Annotated in this window: 13 protein-coding genes; 3 read left to right on the forward strand and 10 right to left on the reverse strand. The window is 71.0% G+C overall.

Annotated elements, in window-relative coordinates:
- Positions 1 to 30 precede the first annotated feature (30 nt).
- From BJ998_RS44445 to BJ998_RS44455, 3 genes are read right to left on the reverse strand one after another with little or no spacing between them, the layout of a single operon-like run.
- Positions 31 to 1,254, reverse strand: coding sequence for an acyl-CoA dehydrogenase family protein (locus BJ998_RS44445; RefSeq protein WP_184870183.1), 1,224 nt, complete (start codon positions 1,252 to 1,254; stop codon positions 31 to 33).
- A complete protein-coding gene (locus BJ998_RS44450; protein WP_184870184.1) occupies positions 1,255 to 2,280 on the reverse strand; it encodes a phosphotransferase family protein in 1,026 nt (341 codons plus the stop codon).
- The gene (locus BJ998_RS44455) at positions 2,277 to 2,921 is read right to left on the reverse strand and encodes an HAD family hydrolase (protein ID WP_312890685.1); all 645 of its coding nucleotides are present in this window, start codon (positions 2,919 to 2,921) and stop codon (positions 2,277 to 2,279) included. The genes BJ998_RS44450 and BJ998_RS44455 overlap by 4 nt, the downstream gene beginning before the upstream one ends.
- A 62-nt stretch (positions 2,922 to 2,983) precedes the next feature.
- Between BJ998_RS44455 and BJ998_RS44460 the strand changes: the two genes are divergently transcribed.
- A complete protein-coding gene (locus BJ998_RS44460; RefSeq protein ID WP_184870185.1) occupies positions 2,984 to 3,418 on the forward strand; it encodes a VOC family protein in 435 nt (144 codons plus the stop codon).
- Here BJ998_RS44460 and BJ998_RS44465 read toward each other — a convergent pair whose 3' ends face one another.
- The 5 genes from BJ998_RS44465 to BJ998_RS44485 form a co-directional block, all read right to left on the reverse strand.
- Positions 3,419 to 5,785, reverse strand: a complete 2,367-nt coding sequence (locus BJ998_RS44465) for an ATP-binding cassette domain-containing protein (protein ID WP_184870186.1) — start codon at positions 5,783 to 5,785, stop codon at positions 3,419 to 3,421.
- An 85-nt stretch (positions 5,786 to 5,870) separates the two neighbouring features.
- On the reverse strand, positions 5,871 to 6,680 hold the full coding sequence (locus BJ998_RS44470) for a universal stress protein (protein WP_184870187.1): 810 nt from the start codon (positions 6,678 to 6,680) through the stop codon (positions 5,871 to 5,873).
- Between the two features lie 101 nt (positions 6,681 to 6,781).
- The gene (locus BJ998_RS44475) at positions 6,782 to 7,645 is read right to left on the reverse strand and encodes a putative universal stress family protein (RefSeq protein WP_184870188.1); all 864 of its coding nucleotides are present in this window, start codon (positions 7,643 to 7,645) and stop codon (positions 6,782 to 6,784) included.
- Between the two features lie 591 nt (positions 7,646 to 8,236).
- Positions 8,237 to 9,121, reverse strand: coding sequence for a class I SAM-dependent methyltransferase (locus BJ998_RS44480; protein ID WP_184870189.1), 885 nt, complete (start codon positions 9,119 to 9,121; stop codon positions 8,237 to 8,239).
- A 61-nt stretch (positions 9,122 to 9,182) separates the two neighbouring features.
- Positions 9,183 to 10,256 (reverse strand): winged helix DNA-binding domain-containing protein, encoded by a 1,074-nt coding sequence (locus BJ998_RS44485; RefSeq protein ID WP_184870190.1) that lies wholly within the window; start codon positions 10,254 to 10,256, stop codon positions 9,183 to 9,185.
- Between the two features lie 62 nt (positions 10,257 to 10,318).
- Here BJ998_RS44485 and BJ998_RS44490 point away from each other — a divergent pair, with 62 nt between their 5' ends.
- Both BJ998_RS44490 and BJ998_RS44495 read left to right on the forward strand, forming a co-directional pair.
- Positions 10,319 to 11,284: a helix-turn-helix transcriptional regulator gene (locus tag BJ998_RS44490; RefSeq protein WP_184870191.1), complete on the forward strand. Its 966-nt coding sequence runs from the start codon at positions 10,319 to 10,321 to the stop codon at positions 11,282 to 11,284.
- Positions 11,285 to 11,382: 98 nt separating this feature from the next.
- Positions 11,383 to 14,499, forward strand: coding sequence for an amidohydrolase family protein (locus BJ998_RS44495; RefSeq protein ID WP_184870192.1), 3,117 nt, complete (start codon positions 11,383 to 11,385; stop codon positions 14,497 to 14,499).
- Positions 14,500 to 14,558: 59 nt separating this feature from the next.
- Here BJ998_RS44495 and BJ998_RS44500 read toward each other — a convergent pair whose 3' ends face one another.
- Both BJ998_RS44500 and BJ998_RS44505 read right to left on the reverse strand, forming a co-directional pair.
- The gene (locus BJ998_RS44500; RefSeq protein WP_184870193.1) at positions 14,559 to 14,864 is read right to left on the reverse strand and encodes an SH3 domain-containing protein; all 306 of its coding nucleotides are present in this window, start codon (positions 14,862 to 14,864) and stop codon (positions 14,559 to 14,561) included.
- A 109-nt stretch (positions 14,865 to 14,973) separates the two neighbouring features.
- Positions 14,974 to 15,240, reverse strand: a complete 267-nt coding sequence (locus BJ998_RS44505; RefSeq protein ID WP_184870194.1) for a helix-turn-helix domain-containing protein — start codon at positions 15,238 to 15,240, stop codon at positions 14,974 to 14,976.
- Positions 15,241 to 15,310: the final 70 nt, after the last annotated feature.

Here is a 15,310-nt window from a genome sequence, read left to right on the forward strand (position 1 = left end):
CACCCCGCACCGGGGTGAGCGCCAATCAGTTCAGCGGGCCGGCCGGTACGGGCGGAGTTCCCGCCGCGCCAGCGACATCTTGTGCACCTCGTCCGGACCGTCGGCCAGGCGCAGCATGCGGGCCGAGGACCACAGCGTGGTCAGCGGGAAGTCCTGGCTGACGCCACTGCCGCCGTGCGCCTGAATCGCCCGGTCGATGATCTTCTCCGCCATCGCAGGAGTGGCGATCTTGATGGCCTGGATCTCGGTGTGCGCGCCGCGGTTGCCGACCGTGTCCATCAGCCACGCGGTCTTGAGCACCAGCAGCCGGGCCTGCTCGATGGCCACCCGCGCCTCGGCGATCCACTCCTGCACCACGCCCTGGTCGGCGATCGGCTTGCCGAACGCCACCCGGCCCACGGTCCGCTTGCACATCAGCTCCACCGCGCGCTCGGCCATGCCGATCAGGCGCATGCAGTGGTGGATGCGGCCGGGGCCCAGGCGGGCCTGGGCGATGGCGAAGCCCTCGCCCTCACCGGCGATCACGTTGCTGACCGGGACGCGCACGTCGGAGAACTCGATCTCCGCGTGGCCGCCGTGCGCGCCGTCGGTGAAGCCGAAGACGTGCATGCCCCGCTTGACGTTCACGCCGGGTGTGTCGCGGGGCACCAGCACCTGGCTCTGCCGGCGGTGCCGGTCGGCGTTGTCCGGGTCGGTCTGCCCCATCACGATGAAGATCTTGGCGCGCGGGCTCATCGCGCCGGAGGCGAACCACTTGCGGCCGTTGATCACGTACTCGTCGCCGTCGCGCTCGATGCGGGTGGCGATGTTGGTGGCGTCCGAGGAGGCCACGTCCGGCTCGGTCATGCAGAACGCGGAGCGGATCTCGCCGGCCAGCAGCGGCCGCAGCCACTGCTCCTGCTGCTGCGGGTTGCCGAACATGGCCAGCACTTCCATGTTGCCGGTGTCCGGGGCGGCGCAGTTGGTGGCCTCCGGGGCCAGCGCCGGGCTGCGGCCGGTGATCTCGGCCAGCGGCGCGTACTGGAGGTTGGTCAGGCCGGCGCCGTGCTCCTTGTCCGGCAGGAACAGGTTCCACAGCCCGCGCCTGCGGGCCTCGGCCTTGAGCGTCTCGATGACCGGCGGCGCGTCCCACGAGGTCGGGTTGTCCAGCACCCACTGCCTGTGCTCGGCCTCGGCCGGGTAGACGTGCGACTCCATGAACTCGGTCAGCTGACCGACGAGCTCCTGGGTCCGCTGGTCGTACTCGAACTCCATTCAGTCCTCCTTGACTGCGGCGACCGCGGCGGCGCCGTGCTCGACGAGCGGTCCGACGAGGGCGCCGATCCGCTCGAACCCGGCGCCGACCGTGCCGCCCTGCACGAACCGGTAGTGGATGCCCTCCAAGATCACCGCGAGCTTGAAGTAGGCGAAGGCGACGTACCAGCCGAGGCCGGCGACGTCGATGCCGGTGCGCCGCGCGTAGCGCTCGATCAGCGCGTCGACAGCGGGGAAACCGGGGGTGGCACTGACCCCGTTGGTGATCGGGTCGTCCTCCTGGCCCACGCCCTGCCAGTAGACGACGAACAGGCCCAGGTCGGACAGTGGGTCGCCGAGGGTGGACATCTCCCAGTCCAGCACCGCGCTGATGCCCAGCGGCTCGGTCGTCACGAGCGCGTTGTCCAGCCGGTAGTCGCCGTGCACGATCGTCGTGCGCTGCGCCGGCGGCACCGAGGCGGCCAGCCGGGCGTGCAGCTCCTCGATCCCGGGCAGGTCCCGGCTGCGGGAGGCGTCCAGCTGCTTGCGCCAGCGGGCGACCTGCCGGGTCATGAAGCCCTCGGGCCGACCGAAGTCGCCCAGCCCCACCTGCTGCGGGTCGACCTCGTGCAGCTCGGCCAGCACGTCGATCAGCTCGTCGGCGACCCGGGCCGCCTGGTCCTCGGACAGGCCGGCCGTGTCGGCGCGGGACCGCATCGGCGTACCCTCGACCCGTTCCATCAGGTAGAACGGCGCGCCGATGACGGAGTCGTCGGCGCAGTACAGCTCGGTCCTCGGCACCGGGACCTTGGTCGGGGCCAGCGCGGAGATCACCCGGAACTCGCGGCCCATGTCGTGCGCGGTCGCCAGCACGTGGCCCAGCGGCGGGCGGCGCAGCACCCAGTTGTGCGTGCCGTCGCCGACGCGGTAGGTCAGGTTGGACCGCCCGCCCGGGATCAGCTCCGCGGTGAGCGGGCCGGCCAGCACGCCCGCGGCGTCCAGGTGCTTGGCCAGGGCGTCGACGTCCAACCCGGGCAGCGCGTTCACAGGGCCTCCCCCAGCAGTTCGGCCAGCGCCGCGCGGGTGCTGGCGGGATCGACATGTCGGATGCCGTGCATGCCGATCGCCTGCGCGGCCCGCACGTTGGCGGTGAAGTCGTCGACGAAGACCACCCGCTCGGCCGGCAGTTCCAGCCGGTCCAGTAGCAGCCGGTAGATCGGCTCGTCCGGCTTGCGCAGGCCGACCTCGCCGCTGATGACGATCACGTCGCACAGCTCGGCCAGCAGGTGGTGCGGGTAGTCGTTGCCCCAGCTGTTGGACAGCAGCCCGGTGCGCAGCCCGAGTTTCCGCAGGTCGCGGACGAGCTCGGTCATCTCGTCGCTGGGTTTCATGGCGGCGAACAGCCGGGTGAGCACGCCGGCGGCCGGCACCGGGGCGCCGCTGGTGGTGACCAGCCGGTCCGCGAACCGCCGCTCGAACTCCGGCACGTCGAGCTCGCCGGTCTCCAGCAGGTGGATCGGGTTGCCGGGCTCCGCGTCGCGGCCGAGCCAGTCCCGCATCAGGGTGGCGAAGCCGTCCGGATCGATGCCGTCGGCGCGCAGCCAGCTGCCGGTGGTGGCGCTCAGGGGCGTGGTGAGGACGCCGCCGTAGTCGAAGACGACGGCGTCCACCTGGTCACGTGTCGGCACGCCGCGATGGTACCGACCAGTCGGTATGTGGACAACACGACGCGACCGGGCAGGATGCGAGCATGCTGCGCGTTGATCACATCGGCGTGGTCGTCGACGACCTCGACGCCGTCACCGACTTCTTCGTCGCCCTGGGCTTCGAGCTGGAGAACCGCTGGTCGGCCGACGGCGAGGAGCTCGGCCAGATCGTGGGGCTGTCCGGGGCCCGCACCGAGGCGGCGATGGTCCGGGCCCCGGACAGCAGCGGCAAGCTGGAGCTGGTCAAGTTCGTCACGCCGGCCGACGCCGAGGGCGTGCCGGCGGCGCAGCCGGCGAACCGACTGGGCTTCCGGCACATCGCCATCGAGATCAAGGACCTCGCCACCGTCGTCGACGGCCTGCGCGGGCAGGGTTTCGCGACGGTGGGCGAGGTCGTCGACTTCGCCGGCAGCTACCGGCTCTGCTACGTCCACGGACCCGAGGGCCTCATCGTCGAGCTGGCCGAGAAGCTGACCTGATCAGGCCCCGACGTAGGCGGCCAGGTGCTCGCCGGTCAGGGTCGACTTCTTGGCCACCAGTTCGGCCGGCGTGCCCTCGAAGACGATCTGCCCGCCGTCGTGGCCGGCGCCCGGGCCGAGGTCGATGATCCAGTCGGCGTGCGCCATCACGGCCTGGTGGTGCTCGACGACGATCACCGACTTGCCGCTGTCCACCAGCCGGTCCAGCAGGCCCAGCAGCTGTTCGACGTCGGCCAGGTGCAGGCCGGTGGTCGGCTCGTCGAGGACGTAGACCCCGCCCTTCTCCCCCATGTGCGTAGCCAGCTTGAGCCGCTGCTGCTCGCCGCCGGACAGCGTGGTCAGCGGTTGGCCCAGGCTGAGGTAGCCCAGGCCGACATCGGCCAGCCGGTCCAGGACGGCGTGCGCGGCCGGGGTGTGGGCCTCGCCCGCGCCGAAGAACTCCTCGGCCTCGGTCACCGACATGGCCAGCACCTCGCTGATGTCCTTGCCGCCGAGCTTGTACTCCAGCACCGAGGCCAGGAACCGCTTGCCCTCGCACACCTCGCACGTGGTGGAGACGGTGGCCATCACGCCCAGGTCGGTGTAGATCACGCCGACGCCGTTGCAGTTGGGGCAGGCGCCCTCGGAGTTGGCGCTGAACAGGGCCGGCTTCACGTTGTTGGCCTTGGCGAAGGCCTTGCGGACCGGCTCCAGGAGGCCGGTGTAGGTGGCGGGGTTGCTGCGCCGGGAGCCGCGAATCGGGGTCTGGTCGACCGACACCACGCCCAAATCGGCCGGGATCGAGCCGTGCACCAGCGAGCTCTTGCCGGAGCCGGCCACGCCCGTGACGACGGTGAGCACGCCGAGCGGGATGTCGACGTCGACCTTGCGCAGGTTGTGGGTGGTCGCGCCGCGGATCTCCAGCTTGCCGTTGGGCGTGCGGACGGACTTCTTGACCGCCGCGCGGTCGTCGAAGTGCCGGCCGGTGACGGTGCCACTCTTGCGCAGCCCCGCGACCGTACCCTCGAAGCACACGGTCCCACCGGCCGCGCCGGCACCGGGGCCGAGGTCGATCACGTGGTCGGCGATGGCGATCGTGTTCGGCTTGTGCTCCACGACCAGCACGGTGTTGCCCTTGTCGCGCAGCCGGAGCAGCAGCTCGTTCATGCGCTGGATGTCGTGCGGGTGCAGGCCGATCGTCGGCTCGTCGAAGACGTAGGTGACGTCGGTGAGCGAGGAGCCGAGGTGGCGGATCATCTTCACCCGCTGCGCCTCGCCGCCGGACAGCGTGGCCGCCGGCCGGTCCAGGGACAGGTAGCCGAGGCCGATCTCCACGAACGAGTCGAGGGTGTGGCCGAGCTTGTCCAGCAGCGGCGCCACCGACGGCTCCTTCAGGTCCCGGACCCATCGGGCCAGGTCGCTGATCTGCATGGCGCAGGCGTCGGCGATGCTGATCTTCTTGATCTTCGAGGAGCGCGCGCCCTCGTTCAGCCGGGTGCCACCGCAGTCGGGGCAGGTGGTGAACGTGACGGCCCGGTCCACGAACGCCCGGATGTGCGGCTGCATGCCCTCCTTGTCCTTGGACAGGTAGGACTTCTGGATCCGAGGGATGAGCCCCTCGTAGGTCATGTTGATGCCCTCGATCTTCATCCGCACCGGTTCCTTGTGCAGGAAGTCGTTGAGCTCGCGCTTGGTGTACTTGCGGATGGGCTTGTCCGGGTCGACGAAGCCGGAGGAGGCGTAGAGCCGGTAGTTCCAGCCGCCCGGGGTGTAGCCGGGGATGGTCAAGGCGCCGTCGGCCAGGGACTTGCTGTCGTCGTAGAGCTGGGTGAGGTCGATGTCGGTGACCGAGCCCCGGCCCTCGCAGCGCGGGCACATGCCGCCGGTGATGCTGAAGGTGCGCTTCTCCTTGACCTGCCGGCCGCCCTTCTCCAGGGTGACCGCGCCGGCGCCGCTGACCGACGCCACGTTGAAGGAGTAGGCCTGCGGGGAGCCGATGTGCGGCTTGCCCAGGCGACTGAACAGGATGCGCAGCATCGCGTTGGCGTCGGTGGCCGTGCCGACTGTGGAGCGCGGGTCCGCGCCCAGCCGCTGCTGGTCGACGGTGATCACGGTGGTCAGGCCGTCCAGCACGTCCACGTCCGGACGGGCCTGGTTGGGCATGAAGCCCTGGATGAACGCGCTGTAGGTCTCGTTGATCATCCGCTGCGACTCGGCGGCGATGGTGGCGAACACCAGCGAGCTCTTGCCCGACCCGGAGACGCCGGTGAACACCGTCAGCCGTCGCTTGGGGATCTCGACGCTGACGTCGCGCAGGTTGTTCTCGCGCGCGCCCAGCACCCGGATCAGGTCGTGGCTGTCGGCGACATGGGTGCTGGCCTTGCTCATCGTCTCTCCATCTTCTCCGGCGGACGCGGGCAACTGCCCACTGTCTACCTGACGGATGGGGAGACGGTGATGTGACGCGAGAAAATCAGCCGCGGACGACGAGCACCGGGCACAGGGCGTGGTGGAGCGCGTCCCGGGTGACGCCGCCGAGGCGGCCGGGGCCGCCGGAGCCGACGACGATCAGGTCGGTGTGGGTGCGAGTGGCCACCAGCTCGTACGGCTGCGCGCGGACCGCCTCGAAGTTGGCCGACAGCTGCCGGTTGACGGTGGCGAGGTAGTCCTTGGCCAGGTCCAGGACCCGGCCGTGGACGTCGCCGGACGGGCTGGCGGTGCGGCCGGACGGGGTCGGCCACGCGTGGGCGACGTGCAGCTTGGCGTGGAAGGTCTCGGCCAGTTCGGCGGCACGGCGCAGCACGGGGCGGTCCTCGGCGTCGCCGCTGACCAGCGCGGTGATCACCGAGTGCATGCCGTGCACGGCGGCGTCCAGGCCGCGCACCACGACGGTGTCGCAGTGCGCGGCGGCGACGACGGGCACCACCCAGCGGCCGAGCCCGATGGTGACGTGCTGCCTACCGCGGCAGCCCAGCACCACCAGCTCCGCCTGCTCGCTGGCGGGCACCAGCGTGCGCAGCGGATCCGAGGAGTTCTCCACGATGCTCACCGGCAGCGGCTGCATCGTGGCCAATTGGTCTTCCGCCGAAGGTTCACCCGGACGAGTGGTGTCGGCGTACACGGTCAGGGATTCTCCGCGCAGCCAGGCATACCTGGCCGCCCAGCCGAGGGCGGCGGAGCCCCACGGCGACCCGTCGGCGCCGACCACGACGCTCGGCCCGAACCCTTCCGGGGAGACGTGACGGGGACGAGTCGTCGTCGCGCTCGGCAGCACTCTCGCCATGCGAACCCTCCTGGCGGCACAGGGAATCTCGCACGTACTGGGATACCTGACACACTCTGCACCCCGACCGCGTTGATCGCCAGGGGCCTAGTTGGATTGGTTCAGTTGCGGACCACCAGTACGGCCGATCGGGAATGGTACAGGGCCGCTTTGGTCATGGGATCAAGGTGGTTCCGATCAGTGAGACGCGTGTCGCCGATCACCAGCAGGTCGGTGTCGGGGCAGGCGACCGCGGCCTCCGGCGGCTGGCAGGCGAGCGACCGCAGCTCCGGAGTGATCTTCGGCGCCAGCGAGGCCAGCCGCGCGGCCGCCCGCTCCAGCACGGTGGCCGAGCCCAGCTGCTCGGGCAGCCAGCGCGGCCCGGCCGGCGGGGTGACGTGCACGACGCGGACCTTGGACTGCAGCGACGTCGCCAGCTTCGCCACCTTGGCCAGCACGTCGATGTCCTCGGCGCTGCCCCGGACCATCGCGGTGATCCAGCGGGTGCGGCCGTGCAGCGACGCCGGCATCCCCCGCACCACAACCGTGTCGCAGTGGGCGCGGGTGACGACCGGCACCACGCTGCGGCCGACGCCGAGCGTGCCGTGGTGGTGGCCGCGGCAGCCGAGCACCAGCAGGTCGGCGTCCGCGCTGGCGCCGACGAGCGTGCCGACCGGGTCGGGGCCGCTGCGCAGGATGCGCACCGGCAGCATCGGCATGGAGCGCAGCGTCGCCCCGATGCCGGCGTCGGTGGGGATGTCGGCCGGGATGTCGACGTAGCGCCGGTCGGCCTGGTGGACCTCGAGTTCGGCGCCGACGACGCAGGCGTGCCGGGCGGCCCAGCCCAGTGCGGCGTCCCCCCAGTAGGACCCGTCGGTGCCCACCGCTATCCGTTTGGTCACGACGGGCGCGGCTACCGCGGTGACGAGTGTGGTTCTGGTGACGATTGGTGCGTTGAGCGTTGCGGCGGCGTGCGCTTGCGCCATGACCATCCTCCTGGCGCCGATGACGGCGATCTCTCCCGGGATGTCTCTACCTTGGCCCGTTCTCATGACCAATTCCAGTGGCCAGACGTTACGAAGCATTTAACTCTGGCGCTCGTGTACGCCCGTATGTCCCAGGTGGACGGACCGGGGCGATCGGTCCGAACACCGCGTTTGCCGCCGGGCTCGCCGGCCGGCCGGGCCGGCGGCGACGGCCTCGTGACGTCCGCCTCACGCGCCGACGTCACCCGTTCGACCCCGGCGCGATGCTCGTAGTGATGAGGAAGTGCTCGTCCCACCAGCGGATCCCCCTCTGTCCGAGACGCGGTGCGCGAAGCCTAACCGCGGCGGACTAGGCGTTCCGGTAGAGCGGCAGTCCTCTTGGGACTCGACGTTGTGCGAGGCAGGGTCACGCTCAAGGGTCTGGCGGCACGCGCGTGCGCCGGGTGGGTAATCCACCCGGCGCATCGCGGTCGGAATTGGCCATCAGCGTGTGACAACGCTGTCAGAAAGCAATTGCTTCCCAGGGGAAAACAAAAGTGACCGGGCGCACCGAGAACGATTCAGCGCGCGCATTCTGCAAAGTGCACGAACTCAGGCGTCGCCGAGCCGCCGGGCCGAGTGGACGGTCCGTGCGTTGAGCACGAACGCGTCGGGCCGCCACAGCAGGCTCTCCCGGTCGTCGTCGTGCACCAGCCGGTCGATCACCGCGTGATCCTCTGCATCGATCCGGTCGCCGAGCATCTCCCGTTGGTGCACAAGCATGTCCCGCAGCATCAGCCGCGGCTCGGTGTCCAGCGGCGCCGGCAGGTCGAGCAGGAAGGTGCGGCTGGCGCTGGGCATCAGGCCGGCCTTGGCCAGCATCGCCGGCCAGTCCTCCACCGTGCGCGCCGAGCCGGGCAGGCCCGCGCGCATGTCGCTGAACCACGCGTCGTTGGCCGCCTCCAGCCGGGACTGCAGACCCGGCCGGCCGATGCCGATGTCGCGCGGCAGGAACCGCATCGGCAGCCCGCCCTCCACGACCGCCAGCACGCCGCCGGGCCGCAGCAGCGCCGCGAGCCGGTTCAGCGCGTCCTGCTGGTCGCCGATGTGGTGCATCACGCCGCTGGTCCAGATCAGGTCGGCCGGGCCCAGATCACCGAAGGCCGCCGGCAGGTCGGCCTTGATCGTGGTGATCTCCACGCCCAGCCGTGCCGCCCGCTTTGCGGCCAGTGCCAACAACTCCGGCGACCGGTCGGCCGCCACGACCTCGGCGCCGCCGAAGGTCTCGGCCAGCGCACAGGCCGCGACGCCGGGGCCGCTGCCCACGTCGATCACCCGCGCCGGCTCGTCGACCTGCACCCGCAGCCAGTCCATGGCCTGGTCCAGGAAGTCCCGGTGCACCTCGGCATTGCGCTCCAGCGTCTCGCCGAGCGACGCCCAGTCGTAGTCGTCGTCCCGATGCCCGTGTCCGTGCCCATGCCCGTGTCCGTGGCCCATCGCGTCCCTCCTCGGTGTCTTCTGTCGTACACCGTGGGCCAAGCCCGGACCATCCGGCAAACTATGTTGCTGCTTTGGCAACGAACTGAACCGGCACGTCCGCGCCGGCGAAGGCGGCCAACCGGTGCGCCTCCGCCTCGACCTCGTCCCGCTCGGAAAGGTTGCCGAACGGCGTGACGGTGAGCGCGTCGGCGCCGAGCTTCCACGTGGCGGCGACGAAGCCGTCGACCAGGACCGTGCCGCGGATGATGCCGTTGTTGGTGAAGACGCGCGGACGGTGCTCGGTGGCGATGATCCGGGTGCGGTCGGCGTGCGAGAGCAGCGAGTTGTCGAACTCGGGCAGGAAGCGGACCGGCGCCGGGGTGTCCGAGTGCGGGCGGCGCGCGTCGGGCAGGTCGAACAGCCGCACGCCGGCCTCGTCGGTGAAGGTCCGCAACTCGAGGCGGTCGAAGACCTTGCGCAGCCGGGTCAGCCCCGACCACGCCTGCGCGTCCTGGACGCTCGCCGGCCCGAAGGCGGCGAGGTAGCGCAGCACGAGATCGTCCGGGCTCATCGGCGCGAACGGTCGACCCAGCCAGGTTTCAGCGGTCGTTCCGGTCGGCTGGCCGCCGACGCCCCAGAGCCCGCGCGGCGGGAGCTGCACGATGGCGAGCCTGGCCCGGACGGCCTGTAGCAGCGCGGTGACGTCCCGTCCTGGCCAGCGGTCGGTGAGCGCGCGGCCGAGGGCGGCGTTGGTCAGCGGCTCCGCCTCGATGAGCTCCCGTGCGACCTTGACGACCTCGTCGAGGTCGAGTCCCTGCGTCTCACGGGCGTGGAAGCTGCGGGCGTACGCCGTCTCCAGCATCGGCTGCAGCACGGGCCGGATGGCCAGGCAGTCGTCGGCGGTGACCAGGTGCAGGGTCGAGCGCATCAGAGCCAGCCGAACCACCCGTCGGTCGCTGAGCATCCGGCTGAGCTGCTCGCGCCGAAAGCCGTCGAGCCGGGTCCACAGCGCGAAGTACGGCGGGTTCGTCGCCTGCGCCTGCAGTCCGACCAGTCGCTCGATCGCCTTGGCCGGGGTCAGCTTCCAGCGCCGCAGCAGCAGCTGCCGGTGCAGCAGCGCCCGGTTGAGGGCTCGGCGGGTCAGCACGGTCATGGCGACAGCCTAGGCAGCCTTGCGGGCAGGAACTGTCCTGAATGGGTGGCAGACTGGGCCTCGTGTTGGAGACCTCCGCCCGGCTGCTGCGCCTGCTGTCGCTGCTCCAGGCCCGTCAGGACTGGTCCGGCGCCGAGTTGGCGACCCGGCTCGAGGTGGACGTCCGGACCGTGCGCCGGGACGTCGACCGCCTGCGCAACCTCGGCTACCCCGTGGACGCCTCCCCCGGCGTCGCCGGCGGATACCGGCTCGGGGTCGGGGCGTCGCTGCCGCCCCTGCTGCTGGACGACGAGGAGGCCGTCGCCGTGGCGATCAGCCTGCGCACCGCGGCCGCCGGCAGCGTCACCGGCATCGAGGAGACCTCCATCCGGGCGCTGACCAAGCTGGAGCACATGCTGCCGTCGCGACTGCGACACCGCGTGTCGGCGCTGCAGGCGGTGGTCGTGCAGACCTCCTCGTACGGGCCGAGCGTGGACGCCGAGGTGCTGGCGCAGGTGGCCGGCGCGTGCCGGGAGCACATGCGGCTGCGCTTCGACTACCGCTCCCACGACGGCACCGCCAGCCGGCGCCAGGTGGAGCCGCACAGCCTCGTCAACATCGGGCGGCGGTGGTACGTGCTGGCGTGGGACCTCGACCGGGCCGACTGGCGGACGTTCCGCCTGGACCGGGTCGAGCCGAAGACGCCGACCGGTCCCCGGTTCCAGCCCCGCACCCCGCCGGCCGACGCGGCGACGTTCGTGTCCAAGGGCGTGACCGGCCGGGCGTACAAGTTCGAGGGCAAGTTCCTGCTGCACGCGCCGATCGACCGGGTCGCCGAGCGGGTCACGCCGACCTCGGGCCGGCTGGAACCCGTGGACGACAACAGCTGCATCCTCCACGCCGGCGCGGACTCGCTGGTCGGCATGGCCGTGTTCATCAGCATGTTCGGCTTCGAGTTCGAGGTGCTGGAGCCGGTCGAGCTGGTCGGCTACCTGCGCGAGCACATCGCCCGGATGCAGCGGGCGGTGGCTCGCCACTCCGAGGGTTGATCAGGTCATGGTTGGCCGCCAATGAGTCGGAAGCCCGGTGACCCGTCGCCCAGTTGATCTAGCCTGACGAAAACGGCTCACTTGGGGGTGGGGACGTCATGTCCGCTGTCAACAGGCGGGAATTCCTGGCCGGGGTCGCCGGCGCCGTCGCGATCACCGGTGTCGAGCTGGCGAGTCCGCCCGTGGCGGCGGCGCAGCCCGACCGCGCCGGCACGCCGCTGGCGATCAGGCAGGGCACCAACGTCGCCGGGCAGCTCTCTCCCGACGGCGCCACCATCGCGATGGACCTGCTCGGCGTGCTCTGGCTGCTGCCGGCCGGCGGTGGCGCGGCCAAGCGCATCACCGACGACCTGATGGACATCGCGCAGCCGGACTGGTCGCCGGACGGCAAGCGGCTGGCGTTCCAGTCCTACCGCGACGGCAACTTCAACATCTGGACCGTCAACCGCGACGGCACCGGCCTCCGGCAGCTCACCGAGGGCCCGTTCGACCACCGGGAGCCGCGGTTCTCGCCGGACGGCGGCAAGATCGTCTTCTCCTCGGACCTCACCGGCAGCTACGGCATCCACCTGCTGGACCTGGCCACCAACAAGATCACCCAGCTGACCGACACGCCGGTCGAGGAGTACGAGCCGGCCTGGTCGCCGGACGGCGCCAAGGTCGCGTTCGTGGCGGCCGGCACCCGCATCGACGTCGTCACGGTGGCCGACGGCAGCCGCAGCACCGCGATCACCGTGGCGGCGACGCAGCAGCTGCACAGCCCGGCGTGGACGCCCGACGGCAAGGACCTCGTCTACAACCTGGTCACCGCGGCGGCGCCGCCGAACGCCCCGGCCAGTTCCGAGCTCTACCTGTCGGGCAAGCCGCTGGTCACCGGCGAGGAGGCGTTCCCGTTCCGGGTTTCCTGGCGTGGCAACGAGTTCCTGTACAGCTCGGACGGCGCGCTGCGGCGGCGGTCGCTGGCCGGCGGACCGGCCACCGAGGTCGCGTTCACCGCGCCGGTGGACGTCCGTCCGGCCGAGTACACCAAGCGCCGCCGGGACTTCGACTCGCCGCGACCCAAGCCGGTGGTCGGCATCGGCAGCCCCGTGCTGTCGCCGGACGGCGCCAAGGTCGCCTTCCGCGCGCTCAACGACATCTACACGATGACCGTCGGCGAGCCGCCGAAGCCGCTGACCAGGGACGAGTGGTGGAAGTCCGACCCGGCGTGGTCGCCGGACGGCCGCTACCTGTCGTACTCCACCGACCGAGCCGGCAAGCTCGACATCTGGTTGCGGGACCTGACCACCGGCCAGGACCGTCAGCTGACCAACCTGCCCGGCGCGGCGGCGGTGTCCGGCTCCTGGTCGCGTGACGGCAAGTTCCTGGCGTTCCTGGACCAGACCGGCGCCCTGTTCACCGTCGAGGTCGCCACCGGCGCGGTGCAGAAGGTGTTCACCGCGACGTTCGAGCCGGGCCGGCCGACCTGGTCGCCGGACGGCACGGTGATCGCGCTGGCGGCGATCGTGCCGTACTCCACCCGCTACCGCGAGGGCCTGAGCAAGATCCTGCTGGTCAACCGGGTCACCGGCGCCGCGCAGTACGTCGACCCGCTGCCGCACCGGTCGCTGCAGACCCGGGGCGACGACGGCCCGGTGTGGTCGCCGGACGGCAAGAAGATGGCGTTTGTCGTCGGCAGCCTGCTGCACGTGGTCGACGTGCACCCGGACGGCACCTTCGCCGGCACCCCGAAGCCGGTCAACGACGAGGTCACCGACGCGCCGACCTGGCACGGCGACTCGAAGCACCTGCTGTACCTGAACAACGGCCGGCTGCGGATGATCGGTCTCGACGGCGGCGCGCCGCGCACCATCCCCGTCGGGCTGAGCTGGACCAACACCCAGCCCCGCGGCCGGCTGGTGATCCGGGCCGGCAAGCTCTGGGACGGCCAGAGCCCGACCCTGCAGTCCGATGTGGACGTCGTCGTCGAGGGCCACCGGATCAGGTCCGTGCACCCCAGCGGCCCCGGCGTCGACGGACAGCTGATCGACGCCCGCGACGGCGTCGTCATGCCCGGCATCGTCGACATCCACAATCACCGCGAGATGCAGGGCTACAGCTACGGGGCGCGGCAGGGCCGGCTGTGGCTGTCGCTGGGCATCACCACCACGCGGTCGCCGGGCAGCCCGGCGTACCACATGGTGGAGGAGCGCGAGTCCATCCAGTCCGGCCGGCGGGTCGGGCCGCGGTACTTCGCCACCGGCGAGGCCATCGACGGTTCCCGCATCTTCTACAACTTCATGCGGCCCACCTACGACACCCGGCAGCTCGCGCTGGAGCTGGAACGGGCCGGGGCGCTCGACTACGACCTGATGAAGTGCTACGTGCGGCTGCGCCCGGAATGGCAGAAGCAGGTGATCGGCTGGGCCCACGGCCGCGGCCTGCTGTCCACCTCGCACTACCACTATCCGGCGCTGGCGTTCGGCGGCGACGGCATGGAGCACATCGGCGCCACCAACCGGCTCGGCTACTCCCGCACCATCACCGCGCTCGGCGCCGGCTACCAGGACGTCATCGACCTGTTCAACCGGACCGGGGCCGGCCGCACGCCGACGCTGTTCCTGTCGGGGGCGCTGCTCGGCGAGGACCCGAGCCTGGTCACCGACCGGCGGGTCAAGACGCTGTACCCGACGTGGGAGTACGCCTCGCTGGTCGCCTCGGCGCAGAGCGCCGCCACCACCGACCAGACCGCGAACCTGAACGACCTGGCCAAGCAGGTCGCGCAGATCGCCGCCACGATCCGGGGCGGTGGCCGGATCGTCACCGGCACCGACTCCCCGATCGACCACACCGCCGTCAGCACGCACATGAACCTGCGGGCCATGGTGAAGTACGGGCTCACCCCGTACGAGGCGCTGGTGACCGCCACCCGCAACGCCGGCGACCTGCTCGGCGAGCCGCTGGGTCGGATCGCTCCCGGCATGTACGCCGACCTGTCCGTCCTCGGCGGCGATCCGCTGACCGACATCAAGCAGGCCGCGAACGTGCGCAGTGTGGTCAGCAACGGTCGACTGTTCACTGTGGACGATCTGCTGAAGCCGTTCGCCGCTTCGTCGACCGGCGTCACGGCCAACCGGATCGTCGCCCCGGTGCCGGACCACCCGTCCAACGCGGCGTTCTGGTGGCACGACGAGCACTACGTCGCGCACAGCCGGCACGCCTGCTGCACGGGCTGATCAGAACGTGACCGGAGGGCTGCGGACCCACGAGTCCGCAGCCCTCCAGTCGGCCGTCGCTACTGGCAGCGGAGCAGATCCGACCGGATCCAGACGTCGTCGGCACCATTGACCAGGCCCCCGTAGACCCACCACCTGCCGTCCACGGGATTGTCGCCCCACGCGCCGCCCTGGTTGTACATCAGTGCACCCGCATAGGTGGTGGCGCGCAAGTTGTACGCGGTGCCCGGACCGGTGCGGGCTTTGACGTTGTCCCCTGTGACAGTGCACAGACCGTCCGCGGACGCCGCCGGTGCCGTGACGACCGCGAGCGACACGCATGTGGCGAGCCCGACCATGGCGATGGTTCCCAACTTCGACAGCATTCGCCAACCCCCATCGAGTAACCGTGTTCCTCGTGGCCGAACGCTAGTGGCGCGTGGCCGGGGATTGCCTGGAATGCCGCGAAGTTGCCGGTGTCGTGCGTGGGCCGCGTCAGGAGGCGTTCTTCAGCCGCAGCGCCGCCGTCCACGCCTCGGCGAGGTCCTGGACGGACAGCCCGAGTGCCTCGCTGAGGCAGGCGATGGTGCCGAAGGCGGGCGTGGGCAGGCGGCCGGTCTCGATCTTGCGCAGGGTCTCCGGGGAGATGCCGGCGGTCAGCGCCACCTCGGCCAGGGGCCGGTCGCCCCGGGCGGCGCGCAGCCGCTGGCCGAGTCGCCGGCCGGCTTCGAGCTGTTCCGGGGTGAGCGGGTTGCGGACCACCCGACCAGGATAGGGCTGGTATTTCTATACCGGCAAGAGCTAGAGTCGGTATAGAAATACCGAACCGAGG

The sequence above is a fragment of the Kutzneria kofuensis genome (assembly GCF_014203355.1).
Classification (GTDB): domain Bacteria; phylum Actinomycetota; class Actinomycetes; order Mycobacteriales; family Pseudonocardiaceae; genus Kutzneria; species Kutzneria kofuensis.